Source organism: Pantoea sp. NPDC088449, assembly GCF_044753225.1.
Taxonomy (GTDB): Bacteria; Pseudomonadota; Gammaproteobacteria; order Enterobacterales; family Enterobacteriaceae; genus Pantoea; species Pantoea floridensis.
In genome coordinates, this window is the sequence record NZ_JBIVMT010000001.1 from 1,056,662 (window position 1) to 1,073,650 (window position 16,989).

General features: G+C 53.6%; 12 protein-coding genes. 4 read left to right on the plus strand and 8 right to left on the minus strand.

Going from position 1 to position 16,989, the window contains the following annotated elements:
• Positions 1-52: 52 nt before the first annotated feature.
• On the plus strand, positions 53-3,949 hold the full coding sequence (gene hrpA, locus ACIP6T_RS05080) for an ATP-dependent RNA helicase HrpA (RefSeq protein ID WP_400455718.1): 3,897 nt from the start codon (positions 53-55) through the stop codon (positions 3,947-3,949).
• A gap of 107 nt (positions 3,950-4,056) precedes the next feature.
• On the opposite strand, the gene ACIP6T_RS05085 is transcribed toward hrpA, so the two are convergent.
• The 5 genes from ACIP6T_RS05085 to rstA form a co-directional block, all read right to left on the minus strand.
• Positions 4,057-4,863, minus strand: coding sequence for a serine protease (locus tag ACIP6T_RS05085; protein ID WP_097097408.1), 807 nt, complete (start codon positions 4,861-4,863; stop codon positions 4,057-4,059).
• Between the two features lie 279 nt (positions 4,864-5,142).
• The gene (gene asr, locus ACIP6T_RS05090) at positions 5,143-5,616 is read right to left on the minus strand and encodes an acid resistance repetitive basic protein Asr (RefSeq protein ID WP_097097407.1); all 474 of its coding nucleotides are present in this window, start codon (positions 5,614-5,616) and stop codon (positions 5,143-5,145) included.
• Positions 5,617-5,785: 169 nt separating this feature from the next.
• Positions 5,786-7,273, minus strand: coding sequence for a carboxypeptidase M32 (locus tag ACIP6T_RS05095; protein WP_345829817.1), 1,488 nt, complete (start codon positions 7,271-7,273; stop codon positions 5,786-5,788).
• Between the two features lie 12 nt (positions 7,274-7,285).
• The gene (gene rstB, locus ACIP6T_RS05100) at positions 7,286-8,596 is read right to left on the minus strand and encodes a two-component system sensor histidine kinase RstB (RefSeq protein WP_097097405.1); all 1,311 of its coding nucleotides are present in this window, start codon (positions 8,594-8,596) and stop codon (positions 7,286-7,288) included.
• On the minus strand, positions 8,593-9,318 hold the full coding sequence (rstA, locus tag ACIP6T_RS05105; RefSeq protein ID WP_097097404.1) for a two-component system response regulator RstA: 726 nt from the start codon (positions 9,316-9,318) through the stop codon (positions 8,593-8,595). The genes rstB and rstA overlap by 4 nt, the downstream gene beginning before the upstream one ends.
• 176 nt (positions 9,319-9,494) lie before the next feature.
• Between rstA and ACIP6T_RS05110 the strand changes: the two genes are divergently transcribed.
• Positions 9,495-9,908 carry a hypothetical protein gene (locus ACIP6T_RS05110; protein ID WP_097097403.1) on the plus strand — a complete coding sequence of 138 codons (414 nt, stop codon included), beginning with the start codon at positions 9,495-9,497 and terminating at the stop codon, positions 9,906-9,908.
• Here ACIP6T_RS05110 and ACIP6T_RS05115 read toward each other — a convergent pair.
• The gene (locus ACIP6T_RS05115; RefSeq protein WP_400455720.1) at positions 9,905-11,296 is read right to left on the minus strand and encodes an amino acid permease; all 1,392 of its coding nucleotides are present in this window, start codon (positions 11,294-11,296) and stop codon (positions 9,905-9,907) included. The two genes, ACIP6T_RS05110 and ACIP6T_RS05115, sit on opposite strands and share 4 nt — an antisense overlap.
• A gap of 211 nt (positions 11,297-11,507) precedes the next feature.
• Entirely contained in the window at positions 11,508-12,464 is a 957-nt protein-coding gene (gene ydgH / locus ACIP6T_RS05120) for a DUF1471 family protein YdgH (RefSeq protein ID WP_400455723.1), read from the minus strand.
• A gap of 538 nt (positions 12,465-13,002) precedes the next feature.
• Between ydgH and pntA the strand changes: the two genes are divergently transcribed.
• The gene (pntA, locus tag ACIP6T_RS05125; RefSeq protein WP_400455726.1) at positions 13,003-14,532 is read left to right on the plus strand and encodes a Re/Si-specific NAD(P)(+) transhydrogenase subunit alpha; all 1,530 of its coding nucleotides are present in this window, start codon (positions 13,003-13,005) and stop codon (positions 14,530-14,532) included.
• Between the two features lie 11 nt (positions 14,533-14,543).
• Positions 14,544-15,932 carry a Re/Si-specific NAD(P)(+) transhydrogenase subunit beta gene (gene pntB, locus ACIP6T_RS05130; RefSeq protein ID WP_400455728.1) on the plus strand — a complete coding sequence of 463 codons (1,389 nt, stop codon included), beginning with the start codon at positions 14,544-14,546 and terminating at the stop codon, positions 15,930-15,932.
• Positions 15,933-16,008: 76 nt separating this feature from the next.
• On the opposite strand, the gene uspE is transcribed toward pntB, so the two are convergent.
• On the minus strand, positions 16,009-16,965 hold the full coding sequence (gene uspE, locus ACIP6T_RS05135) for a universal stress protein UspE (RefSeq protein WP_099686945.1): 957 nt from the start codon (positions 16,963-16,965) through the stop codon (positions 16,009-16,011).
• Between the last annotated feature and the right edge of the window lie 24 nt (positions 16,966-16,989).

The following is a 16,989-nucleotide window of genomic DNA, read 5'->3' on the forward strand; positions in this document are numbered from 1 at the left end:
GAATCCGCCGGGAAAGTGTCCGGTTTGCTGCAACAATAGGTAACTCATCGCTATGTCATCACCCGCACCCACTTCTTTAGCCTCCCTTTGGACGCGGCTCGATAATCTGATGCTGCGTGATGGTCAACGCCTGCGCCGACGTTTGCAAGGTGCGGCGAAGGTAAAAAATCCTGACGCACAGCGGGGCATTGTGGCTGAACTTGAGCCAGAATTTGCCGCTGCCGAGCAGCGTATTGCCCAGCGCACCGCCGCTACGCCGCGCATTACCTTTCCGGAAAACCTGCCGGTCAGTCAGAAACAGCAGGATATTGCCGATGCCATCCGTGAGCATCAGGTAGTGATCGTTGCCGGTGAAACCGGATCGGGTAAAACCACCCAGCTGCCAAAAATTTGTCTGGCGCTCGGTCGCGGCGTAAAAGGGCTGATTGGTCATACTCAGCCGCGTCGTCTGGCGGCACGCACCGTGGCCAATCGCATCGCGGACGAACTGGAAACGTCACTCGGTGGCACCATCGGTTACAAGGTGCGCTTTAACGATCAGGTGAGCGAAACCACTCAGGTTAAGCTGATGACTGACGGTATTTTGCTGGCGGAGATCCAGCAGGATCGCCTGTTGCTGCAATATGACACCATCATTATTGATGAAGCGCACGAACGTAGCCTGAACATCGATTTCCTGCTCGGCTATCTGCGTGAACTGCTGCCGCGTCGTCCCGATTTAAAGGTGATCATCACCTCGGCGACCATCGATCCGCAGCGTTTCTCACGTCACTTCCACAATGCGCCGGTGATTGAAGTTTCTGGACGTACCTATCCGGTAGAGGTGCGCTATCGCCCGATGGTGGAAGACGCTGAGGACACCGATCGCGATCAGCTGCAGGCCATTTTTGATGCGGTGGATGAGCTGGGTCAGGAGAGTCGCGGCGATATCCTGATCTTCATGAGCGGCGAGCGTGAAATCCGTGATACCGCCGATGCGCTGATGAAGCGCGATATCCCGCACACCGAGATTCTGCCGCTGTATGCGCGTTTATCGAATGCCGAGCAAAACCGCGTGTTCCAGTCGCACAGCGGTCGTCGTATTGTGCTGGCCACTAACGTGGCGGAAACCTCGCTGACCGTGCCTGGCATCAAATATGTTATCGATCCCGGCACTGCGCGTATCAGCCGCTACAGCTTCCGCACCAAAGTGCAGCGCCTGCCGATTGAGTCGATTTCCCAGGCCTCCGCCAACCAGCGAAAAGGCCGCTGCGGACGCGTGTCCGAAGGAATCTGTATTCGTCTCTACTCGGAGGATGATTTCCTTAGCCGCCCGGAATTTACCGATCCGGAAATTCTGCGCACCAACCTCGCATCGGTCATTCTGCAGATGACGGCGCTGGGGCTGGGTGATATTGCCGCCTTCCCATTTGTGGAAGCGCCGGATAAACGCAACATTCAGGATGGCGTGCGCCTGCTGGAAGAGCTCGGTGCCATCACCTTAAGTGAAGACGAAACCTATAAGCTGACGCCTTCGGGTCGCCAGCTGGCACAACTGCCGGTCGATCCGCGCCTGGCGCGCATGGTGCTGGAAGCGCAGAAATTTGGCTGCGTGCGTGAAGCGATGATCATCACCGCCGCGCTGTCGATACAGGATCCGCGCGAGCGTCCATCCGACAAACAGCAGGCCTCTGATGAGAAACATCGCCGCTTTGCCGATAAAGAGTCTGATTTCCTTGCCTTCGTGAACCTGTGGAATTACCTGCAGGAGCAGCAAAAAGCGCTCTCCAGCAATCACTTCCGCCGCCTGTGTAAAACCGAATTCCTTAACTATTTGCGCGTGCGCGAATGGCAGGATATCTACACTCAGCTGCGTCAGGTGGTGCGGGAACAAGGCATGCCGGTCAATAGCGAACCCGCGCCTTATCGCGAAGTGCACTGTGCTTTGCTCACCGGCTTGCTGTCGCACATTGGTCAGAAAGACAATGAGAAACAGGAATTTACTGGCGCTCGCAACGCGCGCTTCTCCATCTTCCCGGGTTCCGGTCTGTTTAAGAAGCCGCCGAAGTGGACCATGGTGGCGGAACTGGTGGAAACCAGCCGCTTGTGGGGGCGCGTTGCCGCGCGTATCGATCCCGAGTGGATCGAGCCGCTGGCGCAGCATCTGATCAAGCGCAGCTACAGTGAACCGCACTGGGAAAAAGCGCAGGGCGCGGTCATGGCGACGGAGAAAGTGACGCTCTATGGCCTGGCGATTGTGCAGGCGCGCAAGGTTAACTACAGCCGTATCGATCCGCAGCTGAGCCGCGAGTTGTTTATCCGTCATGCGCTGGTGGAAGGCGATTGGCAGACGCGCCATGCGTTCTTCCGCAATAACCTGAAACTGCGTAACGAAATTGAAGATCTTGAGCACAAATCACGCCGTCGTGACATCCTGGTTGATGACGAAACGCTGTTCGCTTTCTACGATCGTCGCATTGGCAGCGAGGTGGTATCGGCGCGTCATTTCGATAGCTGGTGGAAACAGGCCAGCAAAGAGAGTCCGGATCTGCTGAGCTTTGATAAGCAAATGCTGATCAAGGACGGTGCGGATAAAGTCAGCCAGCTCGATTACCCCAACTTCTGGCATCAGGGCAACCTGAAGCTCAAACTGAGCTACCAGTTTGAGCCGGGCGCGGATGCCGATGGCGTGACGGTGCACATTCCGCTGCCGCTGTTGAACCAAATTGAAGACACGGGTTTTGAATGGCAGATTCCGGGCGTGCGCCGTGAACTGGTGATTGCGCTGATTAAATCGTTGCCGAAACCGGTGCGCCGTAATCTGGTACCCGCGCCCAACTACGCTGAAGCATTCCTCGGCCGCGTTACCGCGATGGAGCAGCCGCTACTGGATGCGCTGGAGCGTGAATTCCGCCGCATGACCGGCGTCACCATCGACCGCGACGCCTGGCAGTGGGATCAGGTGCCCGATCACCTGAAAATGACATTCCGTATCGTTGACGAACATAATCGCAAGCTGCAGGAAGGTAAAAATTTGCATCAGCTCAAGCTGTTGCTGAAGGGCAAAGTGCAGGAAACGCTGTCGAAAGTGGCGGACGATGGCTTAGAGCAGAGCGGTTTGCATATCTGGAGCTTTGGCGACTTACCGCAAAGTTATGAGCAGAAGCGCGGTAGCTATCAGGTTAAAGCCTGGCCTGCGCTGGTCGATGAGAAAGACAGCGTGGCGATCCGCCTGTTTGATAGCGAAGCAGAGCAGCAAAAAATGATGTGGCGAGGTCAGCGTCGTCTGCTGCTGCTGAACATCCCATCACCAACGAAATATTTGCACGAAAAGCTGCCGAACAAAGCCAAGCTTGGTTTGTACTTCAACCCGTATGGCAAAGTGCTGGAGCTGATTGATGACTGCATCGCCTGCGGCGTGGATAAGCTGATGGCGGAGGCGGGCGGTCCGGCGTGGCAGCAGGAGAATTTTGAGCAGCTGCGCGACAAAGTGCGCGCTGAACTGAATGAAACCGTTGTCACTATCGCCAAACAGGTTGAGCAGATTCTAACGTGCGTATTCAATATCAATAAGTTCCTGAAAGGACGTGTGGATATGTCGCTGGCGCTGGCGTTAGGCGATATCAAAGCGCAGATGAATGGTTTGGTCTACCGCGGTTTTGTGACCGGCAACGGCTGGTCGCATCTGGGCGATACGCTACGTTATCTGCAGGGTATTGAGCGACGCCTGGAGAAACTGCCGGTTGATCCACATAGCGACCGCGCGCGGATGTTGAAAGTGCAGGCCGTGGAACAAGCATGGCAGGTTTGGCGCAATAAATTGCCACCGCAGCGTCAGGATGATGCCGAAGTGCAGGCGATTCGCTGGATGCTGGAAGAGTTAAGGATTAGCTATTTCGCGCAGCAGCTGGGTACGCCTTATCCGATTTCGGAAAAGCGTATTTTGCAGGCGATGGAGCAGCTGAGTTAAGCGATTCGCATGTGAGGTGGTCGCCATGAATGGCGACCCTACAATGCGGGCATCAATATCACATTAAGGAGAAAAAGGTGGGCAGTGGAGTATAAAGCGTCCGCCGCTTACTGCGCCAACTCTTCCAGCTTATCTTTAAACGATGGCACCGCAATCGCGCGGTTATCGGCGCGGTAACGATCTGCTGGCGCGGGTGCCGAACTCTGCACCGCAATTAACTGCCACTCATCGCCATTTTTCAACAGCAGCGGTGAACCGCTGTCGCCCGGCAAGGTATCGCACTGATGCGACAACACCGCACGCTGCGCCCAACCGGTAATCAAACAATCACTGTGTGAATAGAGCGTATCCAGATGATCGGCAGGGTAACCTGCCTGCGTCACTTTGCGCTCGGTGGTCTTCAGCGCGGCGGTTAAATCACCACGTGAGCCGTCAAACAGGGGAATCGGCACAATACCCGACGGCGGGTTATGCAAAATAACCAGCCCATAATCGTAAGGTGCGGCGGCTGGCGGTACGATCCAGCCTTCACCGTCAGCTTGCAATCGGCGTGCTAACGAAGGTTCTACACGCGCATCAATATCATGAATCTCATAACGCCAACCTTTCGCACTGGCCATAAAGCGCAACGCTACCGGCTTATCAAATTTCCCCGGCGGCGCCAGTAAACAGTGGCCGGCAGTCAATGCCAGATGGGCTGAAATCAAAGTGGCGGTACAAAGATTGCCGCTTTCGGTCTCTAACTGACCGATGGCATCCCAGGGCGCAGCACTCACGTCGCGTATCGCCTGGCGATTATCTTTGCCAAAGAACAACGTTTTGATGTCTTCCGGGCTTGGCCCATCTTCATCATCGGCATGTGCTGCGAGGTTGAAACTGAAAAGACCAACAAGAAAAAGGGTAGCCAGGCGCATAGTTCTCTCAATGGCGAGAATAAGTAGAGGTTATTGTCATCACGCTTGAGCGATAACTATAGTCGGTGAGCGATGAAAAAGGGAGAAATATTGGAGTAATCAGCACGCTACAACGACTAGATAAAAAAGCTGGCTGCAACTATGCCACAGAGGATCATCACAATCAGAATAATTTCGAAGCGATAGCGACGCACCATTTTTCGCTACTCCAGTAAATAAACACCCGGCATAACCGGGTGTTGTCAATCGTTAAGGCGGTGTTGGCGCTACAAGACAACCTTATTTAGCCGCTTTTTTCACTTTGTGGTGCTTTTTAGCAGCCTGCGCTTTCTGCGCAGCAGGTTTAGTTACTTTTTTGTGGTGCTTTTTAGCAGCCTGCGCTTTCTGTGCAGCTGGCTTGGTTGCTTTGTGGTGCTTTTTAGCAGCCTGGGCTTTCTGTGCAGCTGGCTTGGTTGCTTTTTTGTGGTGCTTTTTAGCAGCCTGGGCTTTCTGTGCAGCCGGCTTGGTGGCTTTTTTATGGTGCTTTTTAGCAGCCTGAGCTTTCTGTGCCGCTGGCGCTTTCTTCTCTACTTTTTTGTGCTTCTTAGCAGCCTGCGCTTTTTGAGCAGCAGGTTTCTTATGATGTACTGCTTTGTGTTTCGCTGGAGCAGCAGTAGTCGCTGGAGTTGCAGGAGCAGCTGTAGTCTCAGCAGCGAAAGCAACAGAAGACATACCCATAGCAGCGGCGATCACCAGTGCAAATAATTTTTTCATTGCAAAATCCTCGAACTATTTTTTCATGTGTAGCCCACTGCGGGGCCGGTGAAAACACTATATGAAAAACAATTGAGGCTTTCCGTGAGGCATTGGTATCGGCGTGTAACCGATTGTACAAAGCGGGTTATAGGCGGGAAAAAGGGCGGCCTGATGGCCGCCGCGCAGTTTACGCAGAGAGATAGCGTTGTTCAAGATGTTGGCGGAAATAGTGCGGATTCAGCGCTTCGCCGGTGGCATTGATCAGCAGCTGTTGCGTAGGGAAGCGGCTGCCATGCTGCCAAATGTTCTGCTGTAGCCAATCAAACACAGGCTGCAGCTCACCTTGCTGAATTAACGTCTCGACCTGCGGAATGGCACGCTTCACCGCCTGGAACAGCTGGGCGGCGTACATCGCTCCCAGCGTATACGTTGGGAAATAGCCAAACGCGCCGTCGGTCCAGTGAATGTCCTGCATGCAGCCATCGCGATAGTTACCGCGTGTGTCAATGCCCAGCGATTGCTGCATCTTCTCGTCCCACAGCGCTGGGATATCATCCACTTCAATCTCGCCTTCAATTAACGCGCGCTCAATTTCGTAACGTAAAATCACGTGCGCTGGATAGCTCAGCTCATCCGCATCGACGCGAATAAAGCCCGGCTTCACACGCTGCGTCTGGCGTATAAAGTTTTGCAGCTCCAGCGCCGGCTGATCGCCCATCAGCGCCACCACCTGCGGATGGATGTGCTGCAGGAAGGCTTTGCTACGCCCAAGCTGCATCTCCATAAACAGACTTTGCGATTCATGGATGGCGGTTGAACGCGCCTGAGCGACGGGCTGGCCGCGCCACTGTTGCGGAAGATTTTGCTCGTAACGCGCATGGCCTGTCTCGTGGATCACACCCATCATGGCGCTGAGAAAATCATTCTCGTTATAGCGGGTGGTAATGCGCACATCTTCGGGTACGCCACCGCAGAACGGATGCGCGCTGACATCAAGGCGACCGTGATTAAAATCGAAACCTAACGTCTTCATCACGCTCAGGCCTAATTGCTTCTGCGATTCGATGGCAAAAGGGCCCACTGGCTGAACGATGGACGTTTGCTGCTGTTTTGCAACCGCTTTCTGCAAGAGATCGGGCAACCAGGTTTTCAAGTCACCAAAGGTTTTATCCAGCTGCGCGCTGGTCATGCCGGGTTCAAAAACATCCAGCAGCGCGTCATAGCGCGAAACACCGAGCGCGTCGGCGCGTAACTGCGCCTCTTCACGGCTAAGTTTTACCACTTCCTTTAGATTGACAGAGAAACCTTGCCAATCATTCGCAGGCCGCTGCTGGCGCCATGCATGTTCGCAGCGAGAGCCAGCGAGCGATTTGGCTTCAACCAGCGCTGCCGGTAATAGCGTGGCCTGCTGCCATGCACGCTGCATCTCATTCAAGTTCACTTGCTCAACGTCGTTGAGCGATTCCTGCTGCGCCGCATCGAATAATCCACCGAGACGTTTATCGGTAAGCACTTCGTGCATGAACACGCTCAGCTCAGCCATCGCTTCACCGCGGGCCTGGCTGCCGCCCGGCGGCATGGTGGTCTGCATATCGACACCTGCAATGGCACCTAAGTGACCAAAGCGAGAAAGACGCTGAAATGTGCGGCTAAGTTCTTGATAAGCTGAAGTCACGTAAAAAGCTCCTTATGACGGTAAGCGTGGTGCAATGTCCCGCAAGGGTAGATCAACCGGCCAGCAAAAGCGAACGCTGGCGCCGCCTAACGGGCTGCTCTCGATAGAGACATTTCCCTGCATTGCCAACGCGATAGAGTGCACGATCGCCAGGCCCAAACCGCATCCGCCGGTGGCGCGGTCGCGGCTGGGATCGAGGCGTACGAAAGGTTCGAACACGCGGGCGCGTTCTTCTTGCGGAATGCCCGGGCCATCGTCTTCCACCTGTAAACAGCCAATCGCACCGTCAAACCACAAACTGACGCGTAGCCGTTGTTGCGCATAGCGCAGGGCGTTATTCACCAGGTTATCCAGCACGCGCTCCATCAGGCGGGTATCCGCGCTGCCGACGTTCTGGAGCTGTGGGATGTCGAGTGCGATCTGCGCCTGCGGGTTCATGGTCTGCACATCTTCGATATGCACGCGCAGCCATTGGGCGAGATCAAAGGTCTGCAGATTGAGATCGACGCGCGGACGATCAAGACGCGCATAGGTCAGCAGTTCTTCAATCAAACTCTCCAACTGGCCAACGTCACGATTCAGCGCCGCGGATTCCGCTTCGGTGAGATTATCGCTCATCTCCAGCCGGTAACGCAGGCGCACCAGCGGCGTGCGCAGTTCGTGGGCGATGCCGTCGATCAGCTGCTTCTTACTGGCCACTAGCGTGTTGATATTATCGGCCATTTGGTTGAAGGCCACGCCCAGACTGTGCAGGCTAGAGGTGCTTTCAAAATGGGTGCGTACATCCAGCTCGCCGCGACCAAACCGCTGAGCGGCTTTTTCCAGCCGCTGCATCTCTTGCCAGTGTGGACGCAGCCAGATAAATACCGGCAGCGCCAGCGACATGCCAATAAATGCCAGCAGCGCAATATCCAGAATACGCATCTGGTGCAGATAAAACAGGTAGGGAATAGGGCCAACGGAAAGTACGTAATGGCTGCGCGGAATGTGCTGCAGAAAAGTGTATTGATCGTCGATCGCCACAATTTCCCCGGCGCGCAGGCGCTTCATATCGGCTTCACCCAGCTGATATTTACTCATCGGTTCGATATTCAGGTCGAATGACAGATCGAGATCGAGGCTACGAATGGTTTTACCCCAGTCGCGCGGTGGGATCTCACGCAGTTCGCTGCGCATCAAAAACAGCGAGCTGGCCATGAGATCATTCATTGACTGGCGGCCGGCGCGTTCGGCGGTGAATTTGTACACCAGGCCAACCAGCAGCGTCATCACCAGAAAACAGACGAACAGCAGCAAATAGAACTGAATAAAGAGCTTTCTCATGCGGAACGGGTATCCCAGGCCTGCGGCGCGAACAGATAGCCTTTGTTACGAATCGTTTTGATGCGAAACGGCTCGGTGGCGCTGTCGTATAACTTTTTGCGCAGGCGCGAAATGGCCACATCGATACTGCGATCCATACCGTCGTAACTGACGCCACGCAGGGTTTTCAGCAGCGCGTCGCGATTGAGAATTTGTCCTGCGTGATTGGCCAGTTCCCATAACAGATCGAAATCGGCGGTGGAGAGAATGATATTCTCATCAAATAGCGTAACCTGGCGATTGAGGGAATCGATGGTCAATGAACCGAAGCGCAGTACGCGCTGTGAGCTTTGTATGGCTGGCGTCACTTCGGGTTGACCAACCTGCGCCTGGCGGAGATGTAGGCGCAGACGCGCCAGCAACACCGCCGGTGGCGTTGTTTTCAAAATGTAGTCGTTTGCGCCCATTTCCAGCGACAAAATGTGGTTCATGTCGCTGTCAAGCGAGGTCAGTAGCACAATCGGACCTTGCCAGCTGGCACGGAGATCGCGGCACAATGTCATGCCATCTTTGCCGGGCAGCATGATATCAAGCATCACTAAATCGGGATCGTGCGCAGCAATGGTCGCTTCGGCGCGGTCACCGCGGGTTTCAACAATCACTTCTATATCGTGGCGGCCAAGATAAGCGGCGATCAATTCGCCAACCTCTGGCTCATCTTCCACATAAACGATTTTGTTCATAATTCACTGTGGCGGCTAAGAATGTCAGCAGCATAGCTTTTCCTGGTCCTGAGCTCTACGCTACCGCACGAAATATCCCTACCTTACTGGTATGTATACCGTGAAATGTGCCATTATTAGCGGCGCGTTGTCGCGCAAGGTTCGGAACCGTAACGAAAAATAGGGGGAGTGCGAGGGTGTCTGATAAAGAGCTGGCTTCAGCCGGATACAGTGATCGCATCTGCTTCAATTACAGTGATTTTCTCTCCGCTTCCTGCAAAAAACGCTGGAGCTTTGTTGACGCCATTTACGGCGTAATGCCGATCTTTGGCATGGTGACGCGTAAATCGACGCATAATCTGCAGGCCAGCGACGATCATCTCAAAGATTTAGCATTACAAATCATTTCAACGCAGGTCAGCGATGAGATTAACATCGCGCGTTTAATTACGCTTGCCGAGCAGCAGCACATCAGCCGTTTCGATATTCAGTTACCTTATCCTTTGTCAGCCGAGCAGCTTGACGCTATTCATCAGGAATACCGTAAGCCGCTTAACCTGACACAGCAGGATGACCTGCTGTGCGTTTCAATTCCCATCCAACCGCATTAATTCGTCAGCTGCCAGGTAGCGGGCAGAGCGGCTGCAATCAATAATACGATCGCGATGCGTTCCAGCTGTGACAATACCTTGTCGCCACGGCCACCGCGTCGTGCATACAGGAACAGCATCAGACCAGGCGCATACAGCACCACAGAGAGTAAGAGATGCAGCGGGCCCGATGCATATAGCAACCATATACCATACGCGCTGGCGCCAAGACCGGTGAACATCGCCAGCGGCCTGTTCTGGCCGCGCACCACTTTAATTAAGTAGAGACCAACCAACAGATAAGGCACCAGAATCATTTCCGAGGCGATGGTAAGTAGCGTGTTGTAATCTGCACCGGTAGCGGCAATCAAGATCAGGCAAACCTGCACGCTGCCATTTGTCAGCCATAGCGAGGCAGACGGCGAATTGTGACGATTCTGACGTGCGATGCTGCGTGGAAACGCACCCTGCTGTGCCGCCAGGAACGGCACTTCGGCCGCCATTATCGTCCAGCTCAGATAAGCGCCGCATACCGAGATAATTAAACCGACCGCAATTACCGCATCCCCCCAATGCCCCAGCAGATGCTTCATCAGGCCGGCCATCGACGGATTGCGCATTTGCGCCAGTTCGGCGCGCGGTATCACGCCCAGTGACAGCAGCGTCACCAGTAAATAAACCAGTAGCGCGGCAATCACCGCCATTAGCGTGGCGCGACCCACATCTTTTTTATTGCGCGCGCGCGCGGATACTACCACCGCACCTTCAACCCCAATAAACACCCACAGTGTGATCAGCATGGTTTGCTTCACCTGCTGCCAAAGCGGCTGACCGAGTTCTACGCCGCTAAAATCAAAGCGGAAGCGATCGTAATTAAATGCCAGCAATGCCAATACCACAAACAGCAATAACGGCACTAATTTTCCTAGTGTCGCGAGCAGGTTAATGCTGGCCGCAGTCTGTACACCGCGCAATACCAGACAATGCACCAGCCATAGCAGCACAGAGGCGCCGAGCATGGCCTGCCACGTATTTCCATCGCCGAATACCACGCGATCGGGGGTATCGGTAAAGAAACTTAGCGCGGAGAAGACGATCACCAGATAGGAGACGTTAGCGATTACCGCACACAGCCAATATCCCCACGCTGAGCAAAAGCCCATCAGCTCGCCAAAACCCGCGCGTGCGTAGGTAAAAATACCGCCATCCAGTTCAGGTTTCAGCCGCGTGAGTAATAGCATGGCAAGCGACAGGAAGATGATGCCAACGCCGGTGATGAGCCAGCCGATCAGCAGTGCTGCCGGGCCCGCAACCGCAGCCATATTTTGCGGCAAGCTGAAAACGCCAGCGCCGAGCATTGAGCTAAGTACCAACGCGGTGAGCGCGCTAAGACCTAATTTTTTATCCAAAACGCCCATCCTAAGCAGCAGAGTATGCTGGGTGGTGGTCATTCCGTTGGCGTGTTGCAGGGTGTTTTGTCAACTTTAGAACGGAATCACCTGAAAACAGGCGGCAGATTTTACGGAGAGCAGGCAGGGAAGGCAATGCAAGAATATGCAAATCTGCGCAGAGATTATGCAAACGACAGAGAAGGGCGACAGACGTCGCCCTTGAGAGAAATTACTTGAAGAGATCGGCGGTGACGGTGAGGTTGCCACCGCTCTGGTTCTGCCATTGGCGTGTGATGTGATAGTACTTCGCACCTTTCTCAACGGCACGTTTGCCAACCGCTTCAGATATTTCAGTTGGTGTACCGAAGTGATCGGAGAAAGTAATGGTATCGAACGGCTGCATCTGAGCAGCGGTAATAGCATTCACTTCCTGTACGCTGCGACCATCCGCGGTTTTCACCGTATAACGTTGACCGGTTGAACTCTGGGTTTCGAAGAAACGACCCACATTACGGCTCGGCGTCTCAGAAGAGGCGACTCCCGGGATTGCCACTTTTGTCGCTGCGGTGCCACCGGCGGCCAGCGCGGCTTTACCGGCTTCTGAATCAGCAGGGATGGCGTCTGATGTGTTTTGCACCTTACGCTCTGGCGCATCGGCTTTATACACATAAGCGGTGACGTACTGGTTGCCGCCGTTATTGGCATCAACCTGACGCACAATAAAGAACGAGGCCGCGCCCTTATTTTTCGCCGCTTTACCAATTGCTTCGTTCACATCCGGCTGGCTAGAGAAGAATCCGTTGACCGACACAGTATCGTAAGGCTCAAGGCGATAGGCTTCTGCTTTCGGCAGCTCTTTCACGCCTGAGAAGCTGCGGTATTTGGTTGAGTCATCCGCTTTCGGCGCATTGGCTTTGTACAGATCAGCCGTTACGCGCCAGTTACCGCCATTACCGTTGCTGTCATTGATACCCTGAACATAGAAAGAGTCAGCGCCTTTGGCATCGGCTTGTTTAGAGATGGCATCTGTTGCATCGCCAATGGCATTGAAACGACCGCTGATATTAATACGTTCGAATGGTTTCAACGCGGCCGCTTGATCTGGCGTTAACTCTTTAGCAGCGAAAGCATTTGCTGCCAGCAGTGATAACAAGGTAGACGCCAGAATAGTGTTCTTCAGCTTCATAAAAATGATCCTTCGCCTTACGCAAAATGAGTACGAAAACGTGCTGGACTCTTGATGTATAACAGATTAGCCGCTGATTATTGCATGTAATAATCAGCCTGTCTCAGCCAATTTATACGCATCAGATTGACAATAACGGCACCTTATTCGCTGGCCTGTCATTTATTGTTGTTAAGCCCCTTTTTTGCACAGATAACCACTTAATCTGGTAACACTTAGTGCTAATACAGTTAATGCATTGTTAAATAAAGGTTTTTAAAAACACTTAATTCGACATGACACGATTTTACGCAGCAGAATATTTTTTAATACGTTCCAAATGCAGTGGCAAACCATGGCATTCATTCTTTGCGTCTGAATATTTGTGTGAATGTCATAAGTGCGCGTTATCGCTGTGGATCACTCTTCACATTTTCAGTAGGTTATAAAGACTTTGTTACATTGTGCATTTTGCTCATAAAAAGCTGAAACACTGTTTCGGCTTTTGAGCTTTTGCCACTTACAGAACTCCATCCTTTAATTATTGAAAGGAAACAGTATGTTAATTGGAATACCCAAAGAACGGTTAGCCAATGAGTCACGCGTGGCCGCCACGCCAAAGACCGTTGAGCAACTGATCAAGCTGGGATTCAGCGTAACCGTTGAACAAAATGCCGGCCTGCGCGCCAGTTTTGATGATGAGAGCTTCATAGCTGCCGGTGCCACCCTCACCAATGGCACCGATGTGTGGCAGTCCGACATCGTATTAAAAGTCAATGCGCCAGACGATCAGGAGATCGAACTGACTCGTGCGGGCAGTACGCTTGTGAGCTTTATCTGGCCGGCGCAAAATCCTGCACTGCTGGAAAAACTGGCTGCGCGAAACGTTACCGTGATGGCAATGGATTCAGTGCCGCGTATTTCACGCGCGCAGGCGCTTGATGCACTCAGCTCAATGGCGAACATCGCAGGTTATCGCGCCATCGTTGAAGCGGCCCACGAGTTCGGTCGCTTCTTCACCGGCCAAATCACTGCGGCAGGTAAAGTACCGCCAGCTAAAGTGATGATCATCGGTGCGGGTGTGGCTGGTCTGGCTGCCATCGGTGCAGCGGGGAGCCTGGGTGCCATTGTGCGTGCTTTCGATACGCGTCCGGAGGTTAAAGAGCAGGTGCAAAGTATGGGCGCCGAGTTCCTTGAGCTGGACTTCGAAGAAGAAGCGGGTAGCGGCGACGGTTATGCCAAAGTGATGTCTGAAGCCTTTATCAAGGCGGAGATGGAATTGTTTGCGGCGCAGGCGAAAGAAGTCGATATTATTGTCACCACCGCGCTGATTCCAGGACGTCCAGCACCAAAGCTGATTACCGCAGAAATGGTGGCCAGTATGAAACCAGGCAGCGTGATTGTCGATCTGGCCGCGCAAACCGGCGGTAACTGTGAATTGACCGTTGCCGATCAGGTGACGCTAACCAGCAATGGCGTGAAGATTATCGGCTATACCGATTTGCCCAGCCGTTTGCCAACGCAATCCTCCCAGCTGTACGGCACCAATCTCGTCAACCTACTGAAATTATTGTGTAAAGAGAAAAACGGCGAAATCACCGTGGATTTTGAAGACGTGGTAGTGCGCGGCGTGACGGTGATTCGTGATGGCGAAGTCACCTGGCCGGCGCCACCGATTCAGGTTTCGGCGGCGCCAAAAGCGCAACAAGCTGCACAACCGCTGCCGAAGGAAGAAGCCAAACCGGTTTCACCGTGGCGCAAGTATCTGCTACTGGCGCTGGCGGTGGTGCTGTTTGCCTGCCTGGCGAATGTGGCGCCGCCTGACTTCTTGTCACACTTCACCGTCTTTGCGCTCTCATGCGTGGTTGGCTATTACGTGGTGTGGAACGTAAGTCACGCTTTACACACGCCGTTGATGGCCGTCACCAACGCCATTTCCGGCATTATTGTGGTGGGTGCGGTGCTGCAGATGGGTCATGGCGGATGGGTAACATTCCTGTCCTTTATTGCCGTGCTGATTGCCAGCATCAATATTTTCGGTGGTTTCACCGTCACCCAGCGCATGCTGAAAATGTTTCGTAAGAATTAAGGGGTAGCAACATGTCTGGCGGATTAGTTACTGCAGCATATATTGTTGCCGCGATTCTGTTTATTTGCAGCCTTGCGGGTCTCTCGAAGCACGAGACCTCTAAGCAGGGTAATATTTTTGGCATGAGCGGCATGGCGATTGCGCTGCTCGCAACTATTTTTGGCCCTCATACCGGTAACGTTGCCTGGATTATCGTGGCGATGGTCATCGGTGGTGCGATTGGTTTGCGTCTGGCAAAGAAAGTCGAAATGACTGAAATGCCTGAGCTGGTGGCCATTCTACACAGCTTTGTCGGTTTGGCTGCGGTGTTGGTGGGCTTTAATAGCTACATCGATCACGCACCGGGCCTGGCGCCCGTGATGGAAAATATCCATCTCACCGAGGTGTTTCTTGGCATCTTCATCGGTGCCGTGACCTTTACCGGTTCGCTGGTGGCATTTGGCAAACTGCGCGGGAAGATCTCCTCTTCGGCGCTGATGTTACCGCATCGCCATAAGATGAACCTCGCCGCGCTGGTGGTCTCTTTCCTGCTGATGCTGTGGTTTGTGCAGACCAATAGCACCGGTGCTCAAGTGTTCGCGCTGCTGCTGATGACCCTCATTGCGCTGGTATTTGGCTGGCATTTGGTGGCTTCGATTGGCGGTGCCGATATGCCGGTTGTTGTCTCCATGCTCAACTCTTACTCGGGTTGGGCGGCGGCGGCGGCAGGCTTCATGCTGAGCAACGACTTGCTGATCGTGACCGGTGCGCTGGTGGGTTCTTCGGGGGCGATCCTCTCATACATCATGTGTAAAGCGATGAATCGTTCATTTATCAGCGTGATTGCAGGTGGTTTTGGCACCGATGTAAGTGTGGGTGGAGAAAGCGAAGAAGCGGGTGAACACCGTGAAATCACTGCAGAAGAAACGGCTGAAATGCTAAAGGCCTCCTCTTCGGTGATCATCACCCCGGGTTATGGTATGGCAGTGGCGCAGGCGCAGTATCCAGTTGCTGAAATTACTGAGAAGCTGCGCGCGCGCGGCATCAAAGTTCGCTTTGGTATTCACCCGGTTGCCGGTCGTCTGCCTGGCCACATGAACGTTCTGCTGGCGGAAGCTAAAGTGCCGTACGATGTGGTGCTGGAAATGGACGAAATAAACGATGGCTTTAGCGACACTGATACTGTTTTAGTGATCGGCGCGAACGACACCGTCAACCCGGCAGCGCTGGAAGATCCTCGCAGCCCAATTGCTGGCATGCCAGTGTTGGAAGTGTGGAAAGCGCAGAACGTCATTGTGTTTAAACGCTCAATGAGCACGGGATATGCCGGCGTGCAAAATCCACTGTTCTTTAAAGATAATACGCAGATGTTGTTTGGTGACGCCAAAGCCAGCGTAGAAGGTATTCTGCGGGCGCTGTAATAAAGCAGGGCGGTGATGTGAGTCACCGCCCTGAACGTAATAACCAGGGCGGCCATTGTGGACCGCCCTGGTTTAATTAATCGTCTTCATCTTCTTCATCATCGTACTCAATCGGCGATTTGAAATCGTCCGGCTTGATCGCCAGCAAATCACAGCGCAAATGATCGATAACCTGTTCAGCCGTGTTACCGAGGAACGCCGCAGAAAGACCGGTGCGACCAATGGTGCCCAACACCACGATGCCGGCATCAAGATGCGATGCGATATCCGGAATCACCTCCTCAGGTAAGCCTTTCGCCACGTGGGTGAACTCTTCACTGATGGAGAACTTTTGGCGTAGCGCTTTCATAGCCACCAAGTGCTGGCCACGAATGGCGTCGTTGTAGACGCTGGGATCAAAGTCCGGTAATTCGATGGCAATATTAATGGGGGTAATCGGGTAGGCGCCCACTAAATGCACTTCAGTGTGGTTAACCATCTCGGCGAGCAGTGTGGTTTCACGAATCAGTTTCTGGTTGAGTTCGTCATGATGCGGTTCTTCGCTCGCCAGATTAACCGCCACCACGGCTTTACCCCCCTCAGGCCAGGCCTGATCTTTTACCATCCACACCGGGCAAGGGCATTTACGCAGTAGATGCCAATCCGTAGGCGTGAAAATTACCGCTTCCAGGCGGTCGTGCTGGTGTGCCATTTTCAGCACCAAATCGTGCTGATGCGCCAGAATTTCCTGAATGATGGCTTCGTAAGGCCGGTTATGCCAAACCACCTTGATCTCAATTTCCACCCCGGCTTCCAGATACGCGTGAGCCTGCTGGCGAATCCACTCCGTGCGTTGGCTGATCACTCCCTTGCGCATGTTTGAGCGCTCATCGGGTGACAGTAACGTCGTCATTTCGTAGGAGAAGTCGTAGATAGGCAGGAAAGCTTTGATTTTTCCGCCAATACGTTGATTCAGATAAACCGCACGGCGCAGCGCGGGCTGGTCATCCTGTTGGGGATCAATAGCGACCAGAATATTTTGGTACCGGGACATAAGCCGATCTCCTAAACCAAAGCA